General features: G+C 57.7%; 23 protein-coding genes and 1 riboswitch. Of the genes, 13 read left to right on the top strand and 10 right to left on the bottom strand.

Annotated features, from left to right (window positions below; translation table 11 throughout):
• The first annotated feature begins 4 nt into the window (after nucleotides 1-4).
• Nucleotides 5-925, top strand: coding sequence for a LysR family transcriptional regulator (locus AC2FJB_RS21335; RefSeq protein ID WP_496720753.1), 921 nt, complete (start codon nucleotides 5-7; stop codon nucleotides 923-925).
• On the opposite strand, the gene AC2FJB_RS21330 is transcribed toward AC2FJB_RS21335, so the two are convergent.
• Nucleotides 886-2,580: a thiamine pyrophosphate-binding protein gene (locus tag AC2FJB_RS21330; RefSeq protein ID WP_496720751.1), complete on the bottom strand. Its 1,695-nt coding sequence runs from the start codon at nucleotides 2,578-2,580 to the stop codon at nucleotides 886-888. The genes AC2FJB_RS21335 and AC2FJB_RS21330 overlap by 40 nt on opposite strands.
• A gap of 112 nt (nucleotides 2,581-2,692) precedes the next feature.
• Between AC2FJB_RS21330 and AC2FJB_RS21325 the strand changes: the two genes are divergently transcribed.
• Both AC2FJB_RS21325 and AC2FJB_RS21320 read left to right on the top strand, forming a co-directional pair.
• Nucleotides 2,693-3,397: a GntR family transcriptional regulator gene (locus AC2FJB_RS21325; protein WP_299902102.1), complete on the top strand. Its 705-nt coding sequence runs from the start codon at nucleotides 2,693-2,695 to the stop codon at nucleotides 3,395-3,397.
• Nucleotides 3,394-4,110, top strand: a complete 717-nt coding sequence (locus tag AC2FJB_RS21320; RefSeq protein ID WP_496720749.1) for an aspartate/glutamate racemase family protein — start codon at nucleotides 3,394-3,396, stop codon at nucleotides 4,108-4,110. Before AC2FJB_RS21325 ends, AC2FJB_RS21320 begins: the two co-directional genes overlap by 4 nt.
• A 46-nt stretch (nucleotides 4,111-4,156) precedes the next feature.
• Here AC2FJB_RS21320 and AC2FJB_RS21315 read toward each other — a convergent pair whose 3' ends face one another.
• From AC2FJB_RS21315 to AC2FJB_RS21300, 4 genes are all read right to left on the bottom strand, one after another.
• Nucleotides 4,157-4,795, bottom strand: coding sequence for a nucleoside/nucleotide kinase family protein (locus AC2FJB_RS21315; protein ID WP_496720748.1), 639 nt, complete (start codon nucleotides 4,793-4,795; stop codon nucleotides 4,157-4,159).
• Nucleotides 4,792-5,568, bottom strand: coding sequence for an ATP-binding cassette domain-containing protein (locus AC2FJB_RS21310; RefSeq protein ID WP_496720746.1), 777 nt, complete (start codon nucleotides 5,566-5,568; stop codon nucleotides 4,792-4,794). The genes AC2FJB_RS21315 and AC2FJB_RS21310 overlap by 4 nt, the downstream gene beginning before the upstream one ends.
• The gene (locus AC2FJB_RS21305) at nucleotides 5,568-6,641 is read right to left on the bottom strand and encodes an ABC transporter permease (protein ID WP_299902112.1); all 1,074 of its coding nucleotides are present in this window, start codon (nucleotides 6,639-6,641) and stop codon (nucleotides 5,568-5,570) included. The genes AC2FJB_RS21310 and AC2FJB_RS21305 overlap by 1 nt, the downstream gene beginning before the upstream one ends.
• A gap of 108 nt (nucleotides 6,642-6,749) precedes the next feature.
• Nucleotides 6,750-7,769, bottom strand: coding sequence for a sugar ABC transporter substrate-binding protein (locus AC2FJB_RS21300; protein ID WP_299902115.1), 1,020 nt, complete (start codon nucleotides 7,767-7,769; stop codon nucleotides 6,750-6,752).
• A gap of 254 nt (nucleotides 7,770-8,023) precedes the next feature.
• Between AC2FJB_RS21300 and AC2FJB_RS21295 the strand changes: the two genes are divergently transcribed.
• The 6 genes from AC2FJB_RS21295 to AC2FJB_RS21270 all read left to right on the top strand — a co-directional run bounded on the left by AC2FJB_RS21295 (nucleotide 8,024) and on the right by AC2FJB_RS21270 (nucleotide 13,007).
• On the top strand, nucleotides 8,024-9,148 hold the full coding sequence (locus AC2FJB_RS21295; RefSeq protein WP_496720772.1) for an ROK family transcriptional regulator: 1,125 nt from the start codon (nucleotides 8,024-8,026) through the stop codon (nucleotides 9,146-9,148).
• A 126-nt stretch (nucleotides 9,149-9,274) separates the two neighbouring features.
• Nucleotides 9,275-9,473: riboswitch (cobalamin riboswitch) on the top strand.
• A gap of 132 nt (nucleotides 9,474-9,605) precedes the next feature.
• The gene (locus AC2FJB_RS21290) at nucleotides 9,606-10,391 is read left to right on the top strand and encodes a DUF4198 domain-containing protein (protein WP_496720744.1); all 786 of its coding nucleotides are present in this window, start codon (nucleotides 9,606-9,608) and stop codon (nucleotides 10,389-10,391) included.
• A gap of 6 nt (nucleotides 10,392-10,397) precedes the next feature.
• Nucleotides 10,398-11,009, top strand: coding sequence for a cobalt transporter CbiM (cbiM, locus tag AC2FJB_RS21285; RefSeq protein WP_117873580.1), 612 nt, complete (start codon nucleotides 10,398-10,400; stop codon nucleotides 11,007-11,009).
• On the top strand, nucleotides 11,006-11,581 hold the full coding sequence (locus tag AC2FJB_RS21280) for a NikL family nickel/cobalt ECF transporter subunit (RefSeq protein ID WP_496720742.1): 576 nt from the start codon (nucleotides 11,006-11,008) through the stop codon (nucleotides 11,579-11,581). Before cbiM ends, AC2FJB_RS21280 begins: the two co-directional genes overlap by 4 nt.
• A complete protein-coding gene (gene cbiQ / locus AC2FJB_RS21275) occupies nucleotides 11,581-12,360 on the top strand; it encodes a cobalt ECF transporter T component CbiQ (protein WP_496720740.1) in 780 nt (259 codons plus the stop codon). The genes AC2FJB_RS21280 and cbiQ overlap by 1 nt, the downstream gene beginning before the upstream one ends.
• Nucleotides 12,357-13,007, top strand: a complete 651-nt coding sequence (locus AC2FJB_RS21270) for an energy-coupling factor ABC transporter ATP-binding protein (RefSeq protein ID WP_496720738.1) — start codon at nucleotides 12,357-12,359, stop codon at nucleotides 13,005-13,007. Before cbiQ ends, AC2FJB_RS21270 begins: the two co-directional genes overlap by 4 nt.
• A gap of 104 nt (nucleotides 13,008-13,111) precedes the next feature.
• On the opposite strand, the gene AC2FJB_RS21265 is transcribed toward AC2FJB_RS21270, so the two are convergent.
• The 5 genes from AC2FJB_RS21265 to AC2FJB_RS21245 form a co-directional block, all read right to left on the bottom strand.
• A complete protein-coding gene (locus AC2FJB_RS21265; RefSeq protein ID WP_117873572.1) occupies nucleotides 13,112-13,324 on the bottom strand; it encodes a hypothetical protein in 213 nt (70 codons plus the stop codon).
• A 76-nt stretch (nucleotides 13,325-13,400) separates the two neighbouring features.
• Nucleotides 13,401-14,399: a hypothetical protein gene (locus AC2FJB_RS21260; RefSeq protein WP_496720736.1), complete on the bottom strand. Its 999-nt coding sequence runs from the start codon at nucleotides 14,397-14,399 to the stop codon at nucleotides 13,401-13,403.
• Entirely contained in the window at nucleotides 14,392-18,105 is a 3,714-nt protein-coding gene (locus AC2FJB_RS21255) for a hypothetical protein (protein WP_496720735.1), read from the bottom strand. Before AC2FJB_RS21255 ends, AC2FJB_RS21260 begins: the two co-directional genes overlap by 8 nt.
• Before the next feature lie 176 nt (nucleotides 18,106-18,281).
• Nucleotides 18,282-19,127 carry a Rossmann-like and DUF2520 domain-containing protein gene (locus AC2FJB_RS21250; protein WP_496720733.1) on the bottom strand — a complete coding sequence of 282 codons (846 nt, stop codon included), beginning with the start codon at nucleotides 19,125-19,127 and terminating at the stop codon, nucleotides 18,282-18,284.
• Between the two features lie 22 nt (nucleotides 19,128-19,149).
• Nucleotides 19,150-19,779: a response regulator transcription factor gene (locus tag AC2FJB_RS21245; RefSeq protein WP_496720731.1), complete on the bottom strand. Its 630-nt coding sequence runs from the start codon at nucleotides 19,777-19,779 to the stop codon at nucleotides 19,150-19,152.
• Nucleotides 19,780-19,998: 219 nt separating this feature from the next.
• On the opposite strand from AC2FJB_RS21245, the gene AC2FJB_RS21240 reads away from it, so the two are divergent.
• Genes AC2FJB_RS21240 through AC2FJB_RS21225 form a run of 4 tightly spaced genes read left to right on the top strand, consistent with a single transcriptional unit; the run spans nucleotide 19,999 to nucleotide 24,310 of the window.
• A complete protein-coding gene (locus tag AC2FJB_RS21240) occupies nucleotides 19,999-21,240 on the top strand; it encodes a pyridoxal-phosphate-dependent aminotransferase family protein (protein WP_496720729.1) in 1,242 nt (413 codons plus the stop codon).
• Between the two features lie 15 nt (nucleotides 21,241-21,255).
• The gene (locus AC2FJB_RS21235; RefSeq protein ID WP_496720727.1) at nucleotides 21,256-22,452 is read left to right on the top strand and encodes a malate--CoA ligase subunit beta; all 1,197 of its coding nucleotides are present in this window, start codon (nucleotides 21,256-21,258) and stop codon (nucleotides 22,450-22,452) included.
• The gene (sucD, locus tag AC2FJB_RS21230) at nucleotides 22,452-23,339 is read left to right on the top strand and encodes a succinate--CoA ligase subunit alpha (RefSeq protein WP_117873560.1); all 888 of its coding nucleotides are present in this window, start codon (nucleotides 22,452-22,454) and stop codon (nucleotides 23,337-23,339) included. Before AC2FJB_RS21235 ends, sucD begins: the two co-directional genes overlap by 1 nt.
• Nucleotides 23,339-24,310 (top strand): 2-hydroxyacid dehydrogenase, encoded by a 972-nt coding sequence (locus tag AC2FJB_RS21225; RefSeq protein WP_496677323.1) that lies wholly within the window; start codon nucleotides 23,339-23,341, stop codon nucleotides 24,308-24,310. The genes sucD and AC2FJB_RS21225 overlap by 1 nt, the downstream gene beginning before the upstream one ends.
• Nucleotides 24,311-24,488: the final 178 nt, after the last annotated feature.

Raw genomic sequence — 24,488 nt, 5'->3', positions numbered from 1 at the left:
ATCCATGTCCCTGCGCTTTCGCCAGCTTCAAGCGTTTCATGCCATCATGGAAACCGGAACCGTAACCGGCGCGGCCTCGGTGCTTGGGATATCCCAGCCTGGAATAAGCAATCTGTTGGCTCAGTTGGAACGTGAAGCGCGACTGCCTCTGTTCGAGCGCAACAAGGGTCGTTTGTTGCCCACTCCGGAAGCCGAGTTGCTGTTCCGCGAAGTCGACACGGTCGTGCGCGGGCTGGATCACGTGGCGCAGGCCGTGACGGATCTGCAGAACAAGCATCCCGGTCAATTGCAGGTTGCGGCACCGCATCTTCTGTCATTTGGTTTCATGCCGCGCGAGATCGCTCGTTTTGCCAAAAGCCGCCCCAACCTATCCGTCAGTTTTCAGTCGCAGTATTCTTCCAAGATTCAGGAATGGGTGATTTCCGGCCTGTTTGAAATCGGCATTGTCGAGATGCCGATCCTACATGACACGCTGAACTATCAGGTATTTCAGTTCGAAACGCTGGCGACTTTTCCAGAACACAGCCCCTTGGCCGAGTACGACGTACTGACACCGGAAATATTGGAAAACGAGCCCTTCATCGTGATGGGGCCGGAACACCAAACCCACCGTCGAACCCGTGACATCTTTCAGGCATCCGGGTGCACGTGGCGTACAAAGATCCACACGCACCTGTCCGAGAACCTGCTGAGTTTTGTGAAACAGGGCATGGGGGTCGCGATGATCGACCCCTTTACCGTGACGTTCGACGGTGAGAGCGGGTACCAGATCCGCCCGTTCAGGCCATCCGTCATGCTGGATCTTGCAATCATCACCGCAAAGGGGCGCCCCCTGTCCACGATTGCGCAGGAGTTTCTGGCCCAGCTGACCCCGTCGATTGCCTCTTACGCGACCCACTCTGACACAGGTGCAGCGGCGTCGTGAAGCTGCTGCGAATGGATGTCGACCAATGTGGGGCCATCATGGTCGACGGCCTGTTTCAGCACCTTCGGCAAGTCCTCAGGGTCCTTGACCGTCCATGATTTCACTCCAAAGGCGGCTGCGACGGCGGCGTGGTCGGTCCGGTTGAAATCAACGTTGTAATACCGTTGATCAAACCCAGCATCCTGACCCGCCTTGATCCATCCGAAGACCGAGTTCGAGAAAACGATCGAGGTGATCGGCATATTGTGCCGGACCATGGTTTCAAACTCACCGCAGGCGAACCCAAACGAACCATCGCCCATGACGGCAAGCGTCTTGACCGAGGGCCGCCCGACATGTGCACCCATGGCCGCCCCCAGAGAATACCCCAGTGCTCCATGCGCGCGATTTGTGATGAAATGCCGCCCTGGTTGCCGCCAACGGTAATGCGCGCTGAAATAGGGGCAGGGGGTGCCGGGATCAGCGACCACAATTGCATCGTCGTCCAGAATGTCCATCAGGGACGCCATGACAGCCTCGGGCCGTATCGGGGTTTCCCGACTTGCAGCCAAGGGGGCAAACGCCGCCGCCTTGGCCTCCCACGCGGCGCGGGCCTTGGCTGTTCCGCTTTGACTGGTCAGGTCCTGCCGTTGCTCCAATGCGTGGGCCAGTGCCTCCAACGCCAAACTAGCATCGGCGCAAATCGCCACTTCTGTCTGATAGTTTGCGCCGATCACCATGGGGTCGCTGTCGATGTGAATGATCGTGGTGTTGCGCCCGGGGCTTCTCCACCGTTCGGTCGTGACCGAACCGGCGCGGCACCCGATGAACAGGACGACATCAGCCTGATCTACCACGGCACGGGTCGCGGGGACACCGCCGTTCGATCCGACAACACCCAGGGCCAAAGGGTCGGTTTCGGCGATGGACCCTTGGCCTGAAACGGTTGTCGCGACGGGCATATCCAACAGACCGGCGACGCGGCGCAATGCATCGGTCGCGCCGGACAGAACGGGGCCGCCGCCACATACCGCGACAGCGGATTTGGCCTGGGCAAGAATGGCTGCGGCTGCTTCGATGGCATCAGGATCGGGGGCAGCCCGCTCTGCGGGATAGCTGCGATGCCGCTCGTCGGCCCAGATTTCCGCTTCGTCCACCTGTGCCTTCTGAGTATCAAACGGCAGTGCCAGGTGGGTCGCACCGGGTGTTCCCGTTGTCATCGCCCGGAACGCCGCACGAACCATGGCCGGAAGCCGGGTGGCGTCGTCCAGAGACGCGTTCCACTTTGTCAGCGGCTGGAACAACGCTGGCTGATCCAGTTCTGTCAAAGGGTATTTTCCGCGACTGGACGTTGCCACATCGGACGTGATCGCCAGGATTGGAACCGAACTTTCATTGGCCTCGACCACACCTGGCAGAATGTAGGTTGCGCCACCGCCGGAAGGGCCTTCGCAAACGCCGGGCTTGCCCGTCACGCGGGCATAGCCATCCGCCATGTAGGCGGCGTGCCGTTCGTCGCGGGTCAGAATGTGCTGAATGCCGTGATCCATTCGGGCGAGCGCATCATAAAATGGCAAGGTGGTATCGCCGCACAGACCGAACATGTGGGTAACGCCATGCGCCTCAAGCATGCGTACCATTGCCTCGGCTCCGGTCAGGTAATTCGTTCCTGTCATCGTTCGCGACTCCTTCGATTCACAATTGCACACAGTGCTGTATACAGTTTTGTATATTGATTTCAAGAACTGTGTGTGGCACCTGTGAATCAACGAAAGAAAGGCGGGGTTTATGGCAGGTCCACGCGTCGATGATATCTATGATCAGGTCAAAGCCATGGCGGTGTCCTTCCGCCTGCGCCCCGGTGACCGCCTGAACGAGGTCGCTCTCTCCAGAGACCTGGGCGTCAGCCGTACGCCGTTGCGTGAAGCGTTGAATCGTCTGGTCGCCGAACGGCTGTTCGATTTCCGCCCAGGGCAAGGGTTCTTTTGTCGTCCCTTGGATGCGCAAAGCGTGTTCGACCTTTTCGAGCTGCGGCAGATCATCGAATCCGCGGCGGCCCGATCAGCCTGCGCCAAGGCGACGGATGCAGACCTGCAAATGCTGCGTGATGAACTTTATGAAACGGGCATCGACATCACCGGCCTGACGATCGAAGAGGCAGTGACCCGGGACGAAGCGTTCCATCTGGGGATTGCAAAACTGTCCGGGAACATGGAGTTGTTGCAAACTCTGACACGGATCAACGAGCGTATCCGCTATATCCGCTGGATTTCCATGAGCATGGACCGGGTGCAGAAGTCCAAGGACGAACATAAACACGTCATGCAAGCTCTGCTGGATCGGGATGCAGATGAGGCGGCACGGGTTCTGGCGGCTCATATCACGAAACGAATGGATCAGGTGCAGGACGCTGTGCGTCACGGGATTACCAGCATCTACATGGAGGGGGCCGAAGACATTTCGACCCGCATTATCGAGGAGGCGCAGAATTGATCATCCAGGGCGGCAAATCCATTTATGGCGCATCGGTGGGAATCCTCATGCTGGACGCGCAATTCCCAAGAATTCCCGGCGACATGGGCAATGCTCAGACCTGGCCGTTTCCGGTGCTGTACCGCGTCGTCCGGGATGCCTCGCCGGACCAGGTTGTTCGGCATCGGGCCGAAGGTATGCTCGAGGTCTTCATCGACGCCGCGCAAGAGCTGGTCAAAGACGGCGCGGATGGCATAACAACCAATTGCGGGTTCTTGTCCCTGTTTCAAAAGGAACTGGCCGAGGCTGTTCCGGTTCCCGTCGTCACCTCGTCCTTGATGCAGGTCGAATTGGTGAACCGCATTCTTCCTGCGGGAAAACGGGCCGGTGTACTGACCATTTCGGCGTCTACGTTGACCGAAGACCACTTGCGTGCCGCCGATGTCCCCTTGGATACGCCAATAGGCACAACCGAGGGTGGGCGAGAGTTCACCCGTGCAATTCTTGGCAATGAACCGCGTCTGAATGTTCAGAAGGCCCGGGAAGACAATGTTGAGGCCGCAATCGCGTTGGCCTCGGAACACCCCGATCTTGGGGCGATAGTTCTGGAGTGCACGAATATGTGCCCCTATGCGCCGGATATTCAGCGGGCGACCGGGCTGCCGGTGTTTTCAATCGTGTCTTTCGTGACTTGGTTCCAGGCCGGTCTTGTTCCGCCGGTATACCGGTTCTGACCTCTGGCCTTCCATCAAGACGGATTTTGTTGGCCGCAGGGAAAACTCAAGTCAGGGCCAGATCGCCGGATACCGAATTTCGGATCACACGTTCCGCATTCGGCAGATCGTTGGACTGCGCACGGTCCTTGGCGGCTTTTTTGTCCAAACCGTGGCCGATCCATCTGTTGGTCAGGCGGGTTTCAAGTGTTTTTAAATCGGTGTCCAAAAACACCTTGAATGTCCACAGTTGGTGAAGTTCCGACCAACCCGGTTCATTCAAGAGAAGGTAATTGCCTTCAACCAGAACAACGCGCTGATCCGCTGTGATCATAGACCGCGCAGCAATAGCCAGATCGAGATTTCGGACAAACTCGGGTACTGCGACTTCTCCTTCCGTACGCAATCGACCAAGCAATGCATGAAAGCCGGCAAGGTCAAAGGTTTCGGGGGATCCTTTGCAGTTCAGTAAGCCGCGATCCTTCAAGATCACGTTGTCATAATGGAAGCCGTCCATGGAAACCAGGCCGGTTGCGACGCCGCGTAGATTGAGCTCTGTGGTCGCAAGGCTGGCCGCAGTCGTTTTCCCCGATCCCGGTGGCCCGGCTATCGCGACAAGATGCCGGTCTTGCAGCGGCGGCAAAGCTTGAACAGCATCCGCGATTCTGCTTGCTAGCGCCTTGGGGGTGGCAAGTTTGCCAGTCACGCGGCCTGATCCTCGGCGGGCGGTTCCTTGGCACCGGTCATGAACGCCACCGCGTCGGACATCGTGTAATCCTTGGGATCAACGACACACAGTCGTTTGCCAAGCCTGTGCACATGAACCCGGTCGGCAACTTCGAAAACATGAGGCATGTTGTGACTGATAAGGATGATCGGGATACCGCGAGACTTCACATCAAGGATCAGTTCAAGAACGCGACGGCTTTCCTTTACGCCCAGTGCGGCCGTTGGCTCGTCCAGGATGATGACCTTCGAGCCGAACGCCGCGGCCCGCGCCACGGCAACACCCTGACGCTGACCCCCGGACAGAGTTTCAACGGCTTGATTGATATTCTGGATTGTCATCAGGCCCAGTTCGCTCAGTTTGTCGCGGGCGAATTTCTCCATCGCCGGACGGTCGAGCATTCGGAACCATGATCCCAACGGCCCTTTGCGCCGGATTTCGCGCCCCATGAAGATGTTGTCTGCAATCGACAGGGCGGGGGACATCGCAAGCGTCTGGTAGACCGTTTCGATACCGGCTTCGCGCGCGTCAATCGGGGAATGAAAGTTCACTTTCTGGCCTTCCAGCCAAACCTCACCTTCATCCGGCACCACCGCGCCTGATACCGCCTTGATCAGCGTTGATTTGCCTGCGCCGTTGTCGCCGATCACGGCCAGAATCTCGCCCGGCATCAGATCGAAATCGCACTGATCCAGCGCCGTTACCTTGCCGTAGCGCTTCACAAGGTTCCGTCCTTTGAGAATAGGTTCCATCAGGCTGCCACCTTTCTGATCCACTGGTCGACCGCGACCGCTGCGATGATAAGGATGCCGATCAACAGGAACGTCCATTGCGCATCAGCGCCCAGCAATCGAAGCCCAAGTGTGAAGACGCCGACGATCAACGCTCCGAACAGCGACCCAAGAATGGACCCGCGACCACCGAACAGGGATATACCTCCGATCACGACCGCCGTTATGCTTTCAATGTTTGCCAACTGTCCTGACGTCGGAGACACGGACCCAATGCGACCAATCAGGGCCCAGCCCGCGAAAGCGCAGATCAGCCCGGACAGCATGTAAACTGACATCAGCGTGCGATGCACATTGACACCGGACAGCTTGGCGGCTTCCGGATCATCACCGACCGCATAGACATGCCTTCCCCAGGCGGTATGACGAAGCGCGTAGGAAAGCACGAGGATAAGCACCAGCATGAAGATCACGCCGACGGTGAATACAGCCCCGCCGACGTTAAACTTGGCACCGAACAGTTGCAGGATGCTGGCATGTTCCTCGATCTCCTGTGACCGGATGGTTTCGTTCTGAGAATAGAGGAAATTTGCCGCGAGAACGATTTGCCACATGCCAAGCGTCACGATGAACGGCGGCAGTTTGATGCGGCTGACAAGATAACCGTTCACCGCGCCGATTGCTGTGCCAACGAAAAGGCCACAAATGATCGAGACCGATGGCGGCAGCCCATACCGGAAGGTGAACTGACCCATCACAACCGACGACATTACCATGATTGCCCCGACGCTAAGGTCGATACCTGCCGTCAGGATGACAAGGCTTTGTGCCGCAGCCACGATCCCGACAATCTGAACCTGCTGCAGGATCAGGGTCAGCGCAAATGGCGAGAAAAACTTGGAGCCCAACAAGACACCGAAAATGACGATGGCAGCCACAAGAACGATCAACGGCACCAGAGAGGGGTTCACATGCAGAAAATGCTGAACCGTTCCGACAAACCCGCGGTGGTGATCGTCAAATTCGGCAATCTGTTCCGGGCTGCCTTTTGCAGCGGCTTCGAAGTCGTCTGATCGTCGTGAAGTATCGGACATAAAGGTTCCCCCAAAGCGTCAGGTCACTGACGACTCTAGCAAGTTTTCGGGCGAATGGGTGGCTTGAAAAGCGGAAGGCCGCCCTCTGCGGCCCTCCGGGTGATCAGGTCAACCCCAGCAGAGGTCCATGCCTTCTTTGACCGAGATTGACTCGACGCCACCAGCGGCCTTGTCCGTTACAAGCGCCACGCCGGTGTCAAAGAAATCCTTACCGGGTGTGTTTTCAGGTTTTACACCTTCGTCCGCCCATTTCTTGACGGCCTCAACCCCCAGTGATGCCATCAACAGCGGGTATTGCTGCGACGTTGCGCCGATAACACCATCAGCAACGTTTTGGACGCCCGGGCAGCCTCCGTCCACGGAAACGATGAGTACGTCATTTTCACGTCCGATGGCTTTGAGCGCTTCATAAGCGCCTGCCGCCGCAGGTTCGTTGATGGTGTGAACAACGTTGATCGTCGGATCCTTGGCCAGTAGGTTTTCCATCGCGCGGCGACCTCCTTCTTCGTTGCCGGCAGTGACATCACTCCCGACCAGACGGGGGTCATCTTCATCGCCGATCACGTTCGGGTCTGCCAGATCAACACCGAAGCCCTGAAGGAAGCCCTGATTGCGCAGCACATCCACTGTCGGCTGGCTGACGGCAAGATCCAGTGTCGCGATTTTGGCGTCGTTGGCGGCGTCGCCCAGCGTGGCTTTGGCCCATTGTCCAATCAACAGCCCGGCAAGGAAATTGTCCGTGGCGAACGTTGCGTCAGCCGAGTCAATGGGTTCCAGCGGCGTATCCAGAGCGATTACCAGAACCCCTGCATCCCGCGCCTGCTTCACAGCCGGAACGATGGATGATGTGTCCGAGGCCGTCAGCAGAATGCCTTTGGCGCCGTCCAGAATGCAGGTCTCAATGGCTTGCACCTGCGTTTCATGGTCACCGTCGACCTTGCCCGCAAAGGCTTTCAGCGTCATTCCCAGCTCTTCCGCCTTCGCTGTCGCGCCCTCCTTCATTTTGACAAAGAACGGGTTGGTGTCCGTTTTGGTGATCAGGCAAACAGTTTCACCTTCCGCCATTGCACTGCCAGCCATGGCAGCAGCTGCCAGCGCTGTCGCGCCCGCAAGTCTTGCAAGTTTCATCGATAATCCTCCCAGTTTTTCTAATGCCCATGAGGGCACGAGAGCGATCAGGCAAAAATAACCTGATCCCATGAGAAACCATCACAAGAATCAAATATTGAGTCAATAAATAACTCACTCTTATTTATTATTGACAGGGCGGGTCGGCTTTCTCATTCTCAAGCAAGAAAGGGGTGGTCGTGCCTGAATATTCATCTCAGACAAACTCGATTGGCTCGCACGGGTCAGAGGTGCGCGGAACGAACCAAAGCGGCATGCGGGCCCGAAACGAACGCCTTGTGTTATCTCTTGTCCGGCGCCATCAGGCCCTTGCGAAGTCCGAAATCGCGCGCATGACGGGACTGTCGGCACAAACGGTTTCCGTCATTATGCGTCTATTGGAAAAGGATGGGTTGCTTCTGCGCGGTGAACCGGTTCGCGGGAAAGTCGGGCAGCCTTCTGTTCCCATGCGCCTCAATCCGGATGGTGCGTTCTTCTTTGGGCTTAAAGTCGGGCGCCGCAGTACCGAACTGGTTTTGACTGACTTTGTCGGAAACGTGCGGCAACGAGAGAGGCGAACCTATGACTATCCAACGCCGAATGCCACTTTGGATTTTTCCAGAGAGAGTCTTGGGAAAGTGATGTCGTCCATGTCACCTGAGTCCAAAAGCAGGATCGCGGGGCTCGGAATAGCTATGCCCTTTTACCTGTGGGACTGGGCGAAGGCTTTGCAGGTTCCTCAGGAAAAAATGGACCCGTGGCGCGCGTCGGACTTAAAAGCGGACCTGGCTCTCAGCTGCAATATGCCAGTTTTCCTTCAAAATGACGCGACAGCGGCCTGTGGTGCGGAATTGGTTTTTGGCCCGGCTGACGGGCCAAGAGATTTTTTGTATTTCTACGTCGGCTTCTTCATTGGCGGCGGGGTGGTCCTCAATGGCTCGATCTTTTCTGGTCGGGGAAACGCAGGCGCGCTCGGTCCTTTGCCTGTTCCTGATGACGCTGGCGGTGTGAAGCCGCTGATTGACGTGGCCAGCCTTTATGTGCTCGAGCGTGCAATCACGACAGCAGGGGCAACCTCGCATTCTTTATGGGAATCGACCGAGCATTGGGATGTGCCAAAAGCTCAACTGGAGAACTGGTTGAATAAGACCGCGAGCGGGATTGCCTATGCGATTGTATCATCATGCAGTCTAATCGACTTTGAGTGCGTAAAGATTGACGGCTGGATGCCGCCGGACATCAAGGCGCATTTGGTTGAATTGGTCGAAAACAAACTGTCCGAGGTTAACCTGACCGGTCTTGAGCGCCCTTTGGTGGTGGCGGGGGCCGTGGGCCCGGATGCGCGCTCGCTGGGCGCAGCAAGCTTGCCGTTGTCGGAAAGGTATCTTTCAGAAGCCTAGAAGTGTATTTCCCCTTCTTCCACTGATGCTTACCGAAGCACGTCAAACCACACCAGACTTCCCAGGTTCATAACTTTTTCGACGGCCATCACAATTGATCGTTGACGGAGACTGGGATTGTCTGGCAAGCCGCTGGACATGTCCGGTTCCGGGGCGCGCTCTGGAATCAATAGGGAATGCGGTGCGGGCTCAGGCCCAATTCCGCAACTGCACCCGCAACTGTAAGCGGCGAGCAGGGCTGAAACGCCACTGGGGTTTTCCCGGGAAGGCCAGTCCGATGCTTTGACCCGCAAGTCAGGATACCTGCCGGGCATGTGCCCCCATAAGGGGTGCTCCTCATCGGCGACGGGATGTGCGTCGGACCAGGATGCCTGAAAGGGCAATTTGGCGTTGGATGTCCCGCAGTCAAAGTGAATTTCGCACCGGGATTGGCGCGACGGGACAAGGACGACTGTTCATGAAAAAGCTGCTCAGTGCAGCCGCTGCCGCGATGGCACTTCCTGCCATGGCAAATGCGCATTTCCTTTTGGAATACACCACCGACACCATGATCGAGAAACCCGGCGATGTGCCGGTCAAGCTGATCTTCTGGCATCCGTTCGAGAACGGTCACGTCATGGATATGGAAAAGCCGCAGGAATTCTATGTGATCCACAACGGCAAAAAAACTGATTTACTTGGTACGCTGGAACCTGTCCGCTTCACCGGTGGAGAAAACGAGGGGGCGGCATTCAAAGGCAGTGTTCCTGTCAAACGTTCGGGCGATTACGTGCTGGTGACGGTTCCTCAACCTTATTATGAGGAAGCCGAAGACATCTATATCCAGCAGTTCACCAAAGCGTTCCTGAACCGCAACGCATTGCCGACCGACTGGATGAACCCTGTGGGTCTGCTGACCGAGATCATACCGCTTAACAAGCCGACCAACATCATCGCGGGTTCGACCTTCACGGGCCGTGTGATGGCTGATGGTCAGCCGGTTGCAGGTGCTGAGATCGAGATCGAGTACATGGCCGCCGAACCTGGCATGGAAAGCTCGGCCGCTTCGACACCGAAGGTGTCACCAATGCCGGGTGGTGCCGTGGTCGCCATATCGGACGACAACGGGTACTTTTCGTTTGGCGTTCCAAAAGCCGGTTACTGGGGTTTCGCAGCACTAGGTTCAGGTCCAGTGACCGAACATGAGGGTAAAGAACTTAGTCAGGATGCGGTCATCTGGATCCGCGCCTGGGATCTGGAGTAAACCCAAATGCACATCGTCGACGGAGCCCTTTCCAACCCGGTCGTGGTCGGCGGTGCCGTCGCCGCTGCGGGTGGGATTGCCATGGGCCTCAGGTCACTGGATCTTGACCGCATCCCCACTGCCGGAGTGTTGTCAGCCAGTTTCTTCGTGGCATCGTTGATCCACGTACCCATTGGTCCGTCATCGGTACATTTGATCCTCAATGGCATGGCTGGACTGCTGCTTGGCTGGGCCGCATTCCCGGCTTTGTTCGTCGGGCTTTTGCTGCAGGCGGTCTTTTTCGGCTTTGGCGGATTGACGGTGTTGGGGATCAACACCGTCAATATCGCTTTGCCCGCGGTGGTGGCCGGATTGTTGTTTGGTCGTCTGATCGCGCGTGGGACGCCTTTGCAGGGTGCGATCTGGGGTGGCTTGGGCGGCGCATTTGCCATTGCGGCGACGACCGGCATGGTCGCGACTTCACTGGCACTGTCGGGGGATGAGTTCCTGCCCGCTGCCAAGCTTGTTTTCTTTGCACATATACCTGTCATGGCCATCGAAGCGATCTTGACCGGGTTCGCCGTTTTGCTGGCGCGCAAAGTCAAGCCCGAGCTGTTTGTCAGAGGAGCGACCACATGAAGCATCTGGTTATCACACTGGCTTTGTGCTGTGCGCCTTTGCCTGCGCTGGCGCATAAAGTCATAGCCGGTGTTTTTGTGTCCGGTAATGCGATAGAGGGTGAGATCGGTTTTTCCAGCGGCGATATGGCAAGCGATACCGAAGTCATTGTTACTGGCCCGGATGGGGCAGAGCTGGGTCGCACGGTGACGGATGCAGACGGGTTTTTTATCTACACTCCGAACTCAGCCGTGGCGCATACATTCTTTGCTGACCTGGGCGCCGGGCACGTGGCCCAGATTACTATGCCTGCAGAGGACGTCGCGCAGATTATGGGTGTTGTCGCAGAAAAAGCGGACAGCGCAACTTCGGCGACCATGGCCCAGACTGTCGGTTCCGCGACTTCACTAGGCCAAGAGGAACGACAGATTATCGCAAAGGCCGTTCGTGACGAGTTGCGCCCGCTCAGGCGCGAGATCGCGGCCTATCGCGAACAGAATGACCTGCAAACCATCCTTGGCGGGATCGGGTACATCGTTGGTCTGTTCGGTCTGGGCTTTTACATGGCGGCGCGCCGCAAGCTGGCGGCCTGATGGCACACGTCCTGGGGCACCAAGAGAAAACACTGGCCGAAGCCGGTGACGGGCCTGAAGGTCTGATCAACCTGCTGGACCCTCGGATGCGGATCGTCATGGCAGTTGCTTTTGCAGTCGTGACCGTGGCGCTGTCAGCCCTCATTGCGCTTTGCGCGGCGTTGACCGTGTCTCTTTCGCTTTTGATGATTTCACGCTTGCCGTGGCGAAAGACGTTGAAGCGAATGGCCATGATGGATGGATTCATCCTGTTTATGCTGATCCTGCTGCCCTTTTCCATGCCCGGAGACCTGATGTTCACGCTTTGGGGGTGCCCGGCAAGCTGGCAAGGCTTCTGGAAAGCGGTCCAGATTTCTTTGACCGCCAATGCCGTGATCCTGTCCCTGCTGGTGTTGGTTGGCACGATGGAGCCGGTCACTCTGGGTCACGCCTTGCATCGTCTGCGTTGCCCTGAAAAGCTGGTTTACCTTCTGATGTTTACAATTCGGTATATCGAGGTGTTGCGGGAAGAGTATCTGCGCTTGCGCGCCGCCATGAAGGTGCGCGGTTTTCGGCCAGCGACCAACTGGCACACATATCGCAGCTTTGGTTACCTGGTGGGCATGATGCTGGTGCGTGCGATCGAAAGATCGGAACGCATTCTGGCCGCGATGAAGTGCCGGGGGTTTTCCGGGCGTATGCCGTTGATTCAGGAATTTAACCTGACCCGCAGAGACATTGTGTTTGCTGCTGGATTCAGCGGTCTCTGCCTGGGTCTGATCATTCTGGAATTCGTATGACACTGATCGCGCTAGAAGACATCTGTTTTTCCTACCCCGGCCAGCCACCCGTCCTCGACGGAGCAAGCCTGAGCCTGAATGCCGGGCAGCGCCTGTCTCTGACTGGTCCGAACGGTGCGGGAAAATCGACGCTCCTGCGCATCATACTTGGGTTGCAGCGCCCGAGTTCTGGCACCGTCACCGTTTTTGGTCAGCAACGCGTGGAGGAGGCGGATTTCCACGAAGTGCGCCGCCGGGTGGGGCTTGTATTTCAGGATGCGGACGATCAACTGTTCTGTCCGACCGTCGCCGAAGACATCGCCTTTGGGCCGCTCAATCTGGGCAAGACACGCGACGAAGCGCTTGCCATTGTCGATAAAGTGCTTGGTGATCTGGACTTGATGCACTTAAAGAACCGCATCACGCACAAATTGTCAGGCGGCGAAAAACGGCTGGTGACACTGGCGACAGTTCTGGCGATGGATCCCGAAGTTCTGTTGCTGGACGAACCGACGAATGCGCTGGATACGAAAAACGAAGCGCGCTTGCTGGAAATCTTGCGAGCGTTGCCACAGGCGATTCTGCTGGTCAGTCATTCGCCGGCGTTCCGCACGGAACTGGCACCGGATGCACTGGACCTTCGCGACGGGAAGCTGGTGCCGGCCTGACCTGTTCTCGTGGCAACCAGATACAGTGGTTTCAGAAATGCTATCACGCCGCCTGAGCCAAGCCATGAAGCCGAAAGCGAACCCTGTGCGTCGTCAGGCCTGGATTATGTCCGCTTTCGGCTCATCAGCCCATATCTGACAGCCCATGCCCGAAAAGATCCGCGTCTGCGCCTGTCCTGTTTCACAGGTTGTTTGGATTGCGCACCGCCTTTGCGATTGAATTCGAACACGTCGATTACCCGCTCGGCGCAGCCACAGGCTTCGCCCATGCCGACTTTGGCGAAATAGAACTTCTCGAAACGCTCCGGGTTTTGCATGGCTGACCTCCTGATTGCATTAAACCCCTTGAAGGGAGTCTTGCCAAATCACTTTCATGCGTTTCAAGCAGCCGCGCTATGGTGCGGCAAATTCGTTTCCTGTCCAGACATTGTCCAGTTGATTGAAGACCGGTGAGGTAATGAGCATTTCAGCGGAATAAAGCAGTTGCAGCTCGTCCGCAAACCGCGTGACGCCCGGCACAAGCCCGGTGATATTGCGCCATTCTGCCCAGGTTCCGGGATTCGACAGGCTGGTCGGATTGCCGGGATCAGCTGTCTGGTGCCACCCGGCGGCGTTCAGTAGTGGCGTGAGCGCAAAGCGCGCATCATTGCTGTCGACCTCGGAACAGGCTGCGGCATCGCATTCCCAACTCGTCCAGTCTGCCGCCGCGATGGTTCCGGCGATCGGAGCGGTGGCGTCGATGACCCGAACCAAAACCTCGAAACCGCCACCAGCAGTCGGGCGGCTTAGCGACAGGGGATCGGTTGCCACGGCGTGTAAAGCCGCAGTTGGTGCCAGGCTGAATGTTCGGCCGATCAGAGCCAACTGCGCAGAGCCGTCTGTTGCGGGCGCAGACCCCGCAGCAGGCAGAATCCTGACGGGTGTCAAAATCGGAACCGCGCCACCACGGATCGTGATTTCCTGCACAGCATTGTCAAAGGCCGGAACAAAGTCGCTGCGGATCGTATAGGTCAACGGGAAGCTGGGTTGTTGTGGCCCCGCAGGTCGGGCGCCGTCACGTGTGACAAAGGACAACGGTGGAACGGCACCGGGCTGTGGCAGCGAAATCTGCGGCCCTGCTATGCCCAGAGCGGCCGCGATCATGCGCGAGCGCTGTTCGGCCTCTCCATATTCGCTCAGCAGATTTAAGTAGCCGCCGATCTCGGTGATATTGCGCGGCGCTGGGATGCGGGATGGGGCAACGTCTCCTGCGATGGCCAGCCTGTGGGCTATCACCTCTCGGGCGCGCTGTATTGCCGGAGAGTTGGTGGTTTCGAGAATATTGATGATGGCCTCGGCAAGGCTTTCATCAATACCGGGTTCGGGGGTTGCATTTGTGCTGGTGTCACTCATCGTCGTCCTCCGCAGGGGCGCTCAGGCCATTGAGGAAATCCAGAACGGACTGGCTGCCGGCCTTGGTTGCGCTGCCGTCATCCGCATCTGTATTCGCTTTGGTAAAGGCCCCAAAGAGCTTGGCCAGAAGCAACGTGTTGGAGGGATTCGCCAGAGCGGCAGCACCGCCGGGGAAATCCTTGAACAGGTTTTGCGTAAAGGCCGCTTGGTTGCCGTCCGGTTGCCCGCCGATCAGCGCAGAAACACCCGAGGCGTTCTTGGCGATATCTTCAAACCCCTTGATCTTTGCGGCATTGTTGTCAGCTGACTTTTTCTTTTCGGCAGCTTGTTTCTTGGCTTCTTCCTCTTTGCGGGCCGCAGCGATCTCCTGGCCCTTGCCCGCAAGCTCAGTGGCCTTGCCGACAAGCTCTTTGGTCAGATCCGTCGCTGTGTCTATGGCCTTGTCCCGACCGGCGGCGACTGATTGTGTTTCCAGTGCCAGTTGCGCCTGCAACTCCTTCAGACCTGTCAGATCGGTTCCCGCCCGCGCGAGATCAGGCGCGGCCTTGAGGATTTCGGCCAGTTGCGAAGTGGGCACGGCCTGGCCTGTGCCAATGTCCCCACCTGCGATGGTGAGCGTGTTCGAAGGTTGATTGGCCGGCAGGTCTGATGGCGCACGGGTGCCAAAGATTGCATCGCTGTCCGCGGGTAAGACCGGCGCGTCACCAACCGGAGGTGGCGTCGGGCTGTCCTGCCAGTTCCAAAAGCGGCGATGGTCGATCATCTCGCAGGAATTGCAGCGGCCCAGTACTGCCTCGCCCAACAGGCCTCTGGTCGGCAGTGAGATCGTGCGGCGCGGTGGTCGGAAGTCTTCCCTATGGAAGGCTAACAGACTGTCCTGAATGTCGCCGGTCCGCATCTCCATTCTGTCGGCCAGATCGGGCGGGATCGAGAATGGCATGATCATCGCATTGCCGTAGAAGCCCAACACCTTGTTTTGGACTGTGCTGAGCAGTGATATCTCGCTTGAAGCGTCATCCAACCCGCCATCCGGCACGCCAATCGTGAAACGTTCCAGCAGGATGGCGCGTTCTTCATCCGTCATACTGGCCCAGATCACGCGGGAATAGCGAACGGTGTCGGCCACGATATGTTGATACATTTCTTCGATCCGCCGTAGATCACGACGCGACAGCACGTCCGGCACTTCCTGTACGGAATAGGGTAGGGTTGCAGGCAATGCCTGGAATGTGTTGTCGTCAACGATGGTCTGTGCGTCTTCGTTCATGCGCGCCTCAAACTCGCTGATCATTGGCGCGCCGACCAGATCGTCGAAATCCGAACCCGAAATCGTCGTGTGAAGACTCCGGTTGATGTTGCGCGTGGCGCGATCCAGATCATCGGCATCTTCTAGGTTCGAGATATGCTCCCAAATGTTGAAGATGTTGATCGGGTCGGGGCCGGTATAGAATGAGTAGGCAAAAGAGCCCGTCCGCCTGCGCAACTCGACGCGGGCGATGTCCGAACGTTCGACCGAGCGGGGCAAAGCCACGGATCCGGTATAAGTCCGCCGCTTCGTTGGATCGCGGCGCGCGTCAGCCAGCCGAACCAGCAAGTTTTCACGTGTCTCGGCAGGCAAGTCATGCAGGTTGTCGATGTCAATCGGCGATCCGGTCAGAGGCACCGGCCCGACGCGGTCGCCATCCTGAGTGAAGATCACGGCGGAAATGTCATCGTTAGGCATAAAAGTGCCCTGAGCCTCAAAACTGACGATGTCCTGCGCGACACCCGGAGCATTTTGCGGAGATGCGTCCTTGTCGGCATAAAACTCTTCCAGCAGTTTGAGCGCGGTGCGGAATCTGCGACGGTTTCGGAACACGCGGCGGAAAACGTCTGCGTGGCGCAGGATCACTTTGTATCGGTGCAGCAACCCGGACCGGTTGACATTGCCCGGCAATTGATCGCCTTGCCCCAGGCGGCGAAAGCGGATGAGTTGCATTGGAACGAAGACCACCAATTGCACCCCTTCGATCCGCGTTTCCAGGGAAAAGTCGCGCAGAACTTCGAACCATTGCATCGTCATTGCATGACAATGGTTGCGGTTGGCCACGAACTTTGTTGTTGCCGTCCGCCGATCACTTGCCGTTGCGGTTCGCACACTTGTTCGGGCAGAGTTTCTTTTGACAGAAGCGGCCCGTTCCAGCGCGGCCGAGAACGTCTCATGCGTATCTGACAGAAAATCGCGTGACGTGTTCTGCGTGTTGGACGAACTGCCTGACGAGTTGGAACTGGAGCGCGCTCCGCTGAAGCCGACCCCGCCAACTATGGCCCCGATGCCGCCAAACAGACCGCCACCAATGCCACCCGCACCACCAAAACTCTTTGTAGACGCCTTGGTCGAGAAGGAGGACGTACCGCGGATCACTTCATCGAGCGCGGTTTCAAACGTACTGTTGAAGGAAGTGTCGCGCGCTTCTTCGAATTCCTGTTGTTCCTCGAACGTCAGGCTTTCACGTTCGCGCACGGTCAGGGTTTCACGTTGTTCCGAAACGACGATCCGCTGTTCCTCGCCCGGGGCAAGCGGCAGGGAATAGACCAGACGGCCCAACGACATACCGGCGTGAACGGCGGTCGAGCGCATCTTGGCAATGTAGCCGAGCGCAAGGCTGGAGGCCTTTGGCACATCTTGCGGGCGCTGCTCAAGATCTTCGAAGAAATCTTCTACATCAATGGGTTCGTCAATTGGTATCCGATCGCGAAAATCCCAGTCTCCGCCGTCATTGTTGAAAGCGTTCAAAAGGGTTTCGGCAGAAAGGTTGGCCTGCGCAAAAGTGCTGCCCGGGATTGTCGTGACAAAGCGATTGCCGCCAACAGGGCGGGTTCGGACGATATTTTTCGGCCCGACCAGCGGATCAATCAACCGGTAGAGAACCGAATAGCGCCGTCGTGAAACTGTGCCACCTTCGGTCCGGTATTCCGAGGCGCAGTCACCTTCGCCCAGCACGATGGGCGCCTGCGTGCCAGTGAAATCGGATATGTTTTCTTCCGCATCCTCGGGATCCACCGGCAGAATATCAGCAAGCTCGCCCAGGACCGAGCGCTGCAAAGGGAGGACAGTGCGATCCAGCACCACAAGTCCCAGTTCGCCATCCAATGCATCAATGCGCGGCACCGCTTCAGTCAGAGTGGTGTTCTGCCCGCGAATTCGCAACCTCAGGCCATTTTGCGGCAACCGCAAGTTGGGCAGATCAAGGGAAAACAGGCCCCGCGCATCCGTAACGGCGGCTTTTACAGCCCAGGAAAAATCCGCGTTGTCGATACCTTCATTGGCGGTAAAGGTGGGGCGCAGCGCTTCAACGATTACCCGCTCGGCGGGGGTCCCGTCGGGATTGATCAGTTCTCCGCGCAGTTTCGGGGCAAGGGTAGGGACGACAGCGCCCAGAAATCCTTCGGCCAGATCTTTGCGAATGGTTTCGAGCTGTCGAAAGACTGCACCAGTGGCCTGCACGCGCTGATCGACCAGATCGTTGATTACTTCGGCGGACAGGTCGATACCGACACCACGGCGCAACGCCTTGAGTTTCTCGGCTTCGACGCGTCTGAGATCGTCAACACTGTCAGCTGTAAAGCTGGCCGATCCTGAGATTTCCGCCGAGATCGTGGGATTTGGTCGGGAGGTCGGAAGGGACAGCGTAATACGCGGGGGCTCACTGCTGGAGTCGGACATGAAGTCACCTCGTTGGAAAGCGCGGCAAGAAACTGAGTGCGGGGAAAATCAAATCTTGAAAGTTGACCCAACGTAACACGTTTCAGGGATTCGCAAAAGAAACGCTCGGGCCTGCCTTTCCCGCGACGCGTTTCGAGCGCAGGTTCCAAAGTGCTTTCCAGCAATGGATCTGGCGATTATTTCGTGAAACCGGTTGCCTTCAGCTTCTGCGCCAGCGAACTCATTTGCTTGTAAATTTCACCTGCATCGCGGTGCCACTCCGCTACATCCGCACCCTGCCGGGCAACGACCTCTTCGTCCCCTCTTGCCGCTGGACCGGTCAGGGCAGCTTGCGGCCCAAGAAGGCCGACGTTTTCGACTGTGCTGCTCAATAAACCAGCGTTGAGCTTGCGGGCAGTTTCGTCCGGCACGCCCGCCTCGGCCCACGCCTCGCGGGCGATGGCCTGCAAGACAACGGCGAAGTTGTTCGATATCACAGCGGCTGCATGATACAGGCTTTTGCTTTGAGACCGGATGGGAAAACAGGTGGCTCCCAATCCTTCCAGAAGCGGCTGAATGAACGCTGTGGCTTCTTCGTCGCCTTCCAACCCGCACAGCGCCTCTTTGAATTGCGCGGCAGCGGCCTGTGGATCGGCGAAGGACAGGACGGGGTGAACGCTGGCCAGAGACCACGAGAGGCTGCGCAACGACGCCAGTTGCTCGGCGGGATAATAGCCGCTGCAATGGAACGCCACTGAAGGCCTCCCGGTTATTTCTTGGTTCTCGAACGCCTCTTTCAATTCGTGGGCCACCGAAGAAATTTGCGTGTCGGGCACTGATATGATCCACAGATCGGCGGGTCGCAAATCGGCATAGCTTCCTGCAACGCGCCCGGTTTTGGACAATTGGGCGGCTTCATCTGCCGAGTGAAAGGATGTGCTCAGAACATCCTGAATACGACAGCCATCAGTGCCATCCAGAAGGCTGATCAGCGTTTTGCCGACCCGCCCGGCACCGACAACGTTTATTTTGATTTCAGTCATCCGGGCTCTCTGTTCTCGTCGTCTAGTCGGCGCCACGGTGGGACGAATAGAAAAACGCAATGGCTTGTGTTCTGTTTTTGACGTTCAGCTTCTCATAGATATTTGACAGGTGAAACTTGACCGTGTTGGTGGATATCTGAAGTTCCTTGGACAGTTCCCGGTTCGACATCCCCTGTGCCAAGGCCTCCAGAATGGCGCGTTCCTTGCGTGAAAGGCTTTGAATCGGATCCTGTTTCATCTTCCGGACGTCGATGAACGGAAACACCATCTTGCCTGCTGCCACTTCGGCACAGGTCTCAAGAAGCACGTCAACCTCGCCCGAGCGGGCAGCAAATCCAGCGGCACCCGCCTGCATGGCCAATCGCGGGACATCTCCGGAGGCATCGCCGTAGATGACAAAGCGCGGAGCATCGGCCTGATCGCGCAGCACCTCGATCAGTTTGGCGGCGCCCAGGGCCGGAAGCGTCCAGTCCACGACGCCGACCTGTACGGGTATCCGCATCACCGTTCCCAGAAAACCTTCTGCCGTCGCCGACGTGGCAACCAGAGAGAATCGCGGATCACGTTCGAATATTTCCGACATGGCAGACAGAACCAGCGGATTGCTGTCGGCAAGCATGATGTCGATGGGTCTGCCCGATGTTTCAACCATATGATTTTGCCCTGACTTTCTAAAAAACTACCCAAAAGAATGGGGAAATTTTCGGTATACCTTGGTATTTTTACCAATATAGGTGGGAAAACCCCATACTTTTAGACATCCAAAAGCAGTAGTAAGTTACGTTGCGCCGTTGGGCAAGCTCGCGTTTTCTGGTCGACACCTTAACACATCAGGCCGCAATGCCCGACCAACTGCCGAGGATGTCAGACCATGACTTTTCAGATTTTCCCTCCGCTCGAAATTCCCGAGACCCTCGCCGCGGGGCCAGGGCCGGGCAACACGGATGTACGTGTTCTGAAAGCCTTCGCCGACGCAGGTGTTGCCGATCACATGCAGGGCGATGTCCTCAGGGGCATGATCGAATGCAAGCATATGCTGCGGAAAATCTGGGGCACTGGAAACGCTTATACGTTCGCTGTCGCGGGTACCGGCTGGAGCGCTCTGGACACCATGTTCTCGGCCGTCATGCCGGGCGACAAGGTTGTTGCGTTCACCAACGGCACATTCTCGGGGATCGACGCGCTGACGCTGCGCATCAAGGCGGCCACGGCCGCCGAGCACGCGGCCAGCCCGCTTGACCCACAGGCGGCGAGCGTCACAGTAGTCGAAGTTCCACATGGCCAACCGGTGGCGGCTGAGATGGTTGAAGCCGCTCTGGCTGGACACAAACCGAAATGGGCATTCATGGCGCATTGGGAAACCGGATCCGGCAGGGTGAATGACCTGCGCGGTTTCTCGGACGCGTGTGAACGTCATGGGGCGATGGGGCTGATCGATGCGGTTTCGTCTCTGGGTGTCGAAGACTTTTCGATCGATGACTATCCGGGTGTCGCAGGTTGGGCATCCTGTCCGCAGAAAGGCCTGTGCTGCCTGCCGCTGACCTATGCACCTGTCAGCTTTACCGATGCCTATATCGAGACGTTGAAATCCACAGGTGCCTATACCTATGTGCACAATCCGATTTTTGAGGCCCGTCACTGGGGCATCGTCGATGGGCAGGACGTGGAAAAGGGCACCTACCACCGAACCCATTCGGGGTACGCAGTGGCTGCGTTCCACGAGTCATTGCGCCTGACCTTGCAGGAAGGTCTGGCCAAGCGATCGATGTCTTACCGGACGCATGAAAAGGTTCTTCGGGACGCGGTGACCGAGATGGGATGCGAGGTCACCTCGGACATGCCCAGCCTGGTCGTGCTCAACCTGCCTTCCGAACTTTCTGGCCGCGAGATGGAACTGGTGCAGAACTGCCGTGCACGCGGGTTTGGCATCTGGCCCACTTTGAGCGAACCGGTGCAGGTGCGCATCGGCATCCTCAATCAATTGAATCGAGAGGCCGTCAGCCGGATCGTACGCCTGTTCGCCGAAGCCATTCGCGAGCTGGGCGGTGAGGTCGATCAAGACGCGATCGAAGCTCTGCTGGAAAGCCGTTACGGCACTTCAATAGCTGCGTAAACAGGAGCGCATCAGATGGATATCCACGAATATCAGGCGAAAGAGGTTCTTTCGAAATTTGGCGTCGATGTGCCCGCGGGTGCGCTTGCCTACAGTCCTGAACAAGCGGCCTACCGGGCGCGTGAACTGGGTGGCGACAAATGGATTGTCAAGGCGCAGGTCCATGCGGGCGGTCGCGGCAAGGCCGGAGGGGTCAAGCTCTGCAACAGCGAAAACGAAATCTACAAGGCTTGTGATGATCTGTTCGGTCGCAAGCTGGTCACGCATCAGACAGGTCCTGAAGGCAAAGGCATCTATCGTGTTTATGTCGAAGCCGCAGTACCGATTGACCGCGAAATTTACCTTGGCTTTGTTCTGGACCGCTCCAGCCAGCGGGTGATGATCGTTGCCTCGTCCGAAGGCGGAATGGAGATCGAGGATATCTCGGCCGACCGCCCCGACAGCATAGTAAGGTCCATCGTGGAACCGGCCGTCGGGCTTCAGGAATTTCAGGCCCGTGAAATCGCCTTCAATCTTGGGGTTGAAGCCAAACTGATCCAGCAAATGGTGCGGACGTTGCAGGGCTGTTATGCCGCCTTCAGCAATCTCGACGCCACGATGGTTGAAATCAACCCGCTGGTCATCACCGGTGATGATCGGGTGCTGGCGCTGGATGCCAAGATGAGCTTTGACGACAACGCCCTGTTCCGCCACCCCCAGATCGCCGAATTGCGCGACAAGAGCCAGGAAGACCCGCGAGAAAGCCGCGCCGCGGATCGTGGGCTGTCTTATGTCGGACTTGACGGCAATATCGGCTGCATCGTCAACGGGGCCGGTCTGGCGATGGCCACCATGGACACGATCAAGCTGGCAGGCGGCGAGCCTGCAAATTTCCTCGACATCGGGGGAGGCGCGTCGCCTGAACGGGTGGCCAAGGCGTTCCGGCTGGTTCTGTCGGATGACAATGTTCAGGCCATTCTGGTCAACATCTTCGCTGGTATCAACCGCTGCGACTGGGTGGCTGAAGGTGTCGTGCAGGCGTTGAAGGAACTTGATCTCGATCTTCCGGTCGTTGTGCGGCTGGCCGGAACGAATGTCGAAGAAGGCCAGAAAATCCTTGCCAAATCCGGACTGCCGATCATTCGCGCCACGACGCTGATGGAGGCGGCAGAACGCGCTGTGGGCGCGTGGAAAAACGACCTTACTCAAGGCACCAAGATGAGGGCTGTTTAATGAGCATTCTTCTCGATCGTGACACGCGCGTCATCGTACAGGGCATCACCGGTCGTATGGCCCGGTTCCATACCAAGGACATGCTGAACTATGGCACAAACGTGGTGGGTGGCGTGGTGCCCGGCAAGGGTGGCGAAACCGTCGAAGGCGTTCCGGTTTTTGACACCGTCAAGCAGGCCGTCGAAGTCACCGGCGCGGATGCCAGCCTGGTCTTCGTGCCGCCCCCGTTCGCTGCGGATTCGATCATGGAGGCCGCAGATGCCGGTATCCGCTATTGCGTCTGCATCACCGACGGCATTCCGGCACAGGATATGATCCGGGTAAAACGGTATATGTATCGCTACCCCAAAGAGAAGCGCATGGTGCTGACCGGTCCGAACTGCGCCGGCACCATCTCGCCCGGAAAGGCGTTGTTGGGCATCATGCCGGGACATATCTATCTTCCCGGGCATGTAGGGATCATCGGTCGCTCGGGGACATTGGGTTATGAGGCGGCGGCCCAGCTGAAAGAGCGTGGGATCGGCGTTTCGACCAGCGTCGGGATCGGAGGCGACCCGATAAACGGGTCATCCTTCAAAGACATCCTTCAGCGGTTTGAAGATGACGAAGACACGCATGTCATTGCGATGATCGGTGAAATCGGAGGCCCGCAGGAGGCGGAAGCCGCCGAATATATTCGCGACCACATCTCCAAACCTGTGATCGCCTATGTCGCCGGCCTGACAGCTCCGAAAGGCCGTACCATGGGGCACGCAGGTGCGATCATCTCGGCCTTCGGCGAAAGCGCCAGCGAAAAGGTCGAGATTCTTTCCGCCGCAGGTGTCACCGTGGCCGAAAACCCTGCCGTGATCGGTGAGACAATCGCCCGAGTGATGGAGGCTGCGTGATGGTCAAACCTTCGGTTCTGGTAACCCGTCGCTGGCCCGCTGCCGTTGAGGCACAGCTGGCCGAGAACTACAACACCGTACTGAACATCGGGGACAAACCCATGTCCCCGGCTGAAATCCGGCAAGCGTTGAAATCTTATGACGCCGTTCTGCCCACTGTAACGGACACGCTGAGCGCCGAGGCACTGGATGTGCCAGGTGTACAGACGAAGATTCTTGCCAATTATGGTGTTGGGTACAGCCATATCTGCGAGCCATCGGCACGCGAATTGGGTATGACCGTGACCAACACGCCCGATGTTTTGTCCGAATGCACCGCCGATATCGCCATGACCCTTCTGCTGATGGTTGCGCGTCGGGCAGGCGAGGGTGAACGCGAGCTGCGTTCAGGTAAGTGGACAGGATGGCGGCCGACGCATCTGGTGGGAACCAAGGTCAGCGGTAAGACACTGGGCATCATCGGATATGGCCGTATCGGACAGGAGATGGCGCGCCGTGCTCATCACGGGTTCGGTATGGACGTGCTGGTCTGCAACCGAAGCGCCGTACCGCCCGATGTTCTCGCCGAGTGCAATGCGAGACAGGTGGACACCATAGACGACCTGCTGCCGCAATGTGACTTTGTCTCATTGCATTGTCCGGGCGGCGCAGCCAACCGTCATCTGATCAATTCGCGCAGACTTGGCCTGATGAGGCCTGACGCATTCCTGATAAATACTGCACGGGGCGAAGTGATCGACGAATGGGCGCTGATCCAGGCTTTGATGTTTGACATGATCGGCGGCGCTGCATTGGACGTTTTCGATGGTGAACCGCGTGTCAGCCCGGACCTGTTGCAATGCGACAACCTCGTCATGCTGCCTCATCTGGGCAGTGCAACACGCGAAGCACGCGAGGCGATGGGGTTTCGGGTTCTCGACAACCTGAGCGATTTTTTCGAAGGCCGTGAACCTCGGGACCGTGTGATCTGAGGGCACCATCAAACACCACACACTGGCTTCCAACGCAGCCCTGACTGTATTGCGTTCCCCTATAAGGAGATATGACCCGTGAATGCACCGCATCGTTCAGACGGATTTTTCACCCAGTCCCTTGCTGATCGTGATCCTGAGCTTTTTGGCTCGATCACGTCGGAACTGGGTCGTCAGC

The sequence above is a fragment of the Ruegeria sp. CDSC085 genome (genome assembly GCF_059610465.1).
The sequence above is the reverse complement of the archived record's forward strand: the minus strand, read 5'-3'. Positions and strand labels throughout refer to the sequence as shown.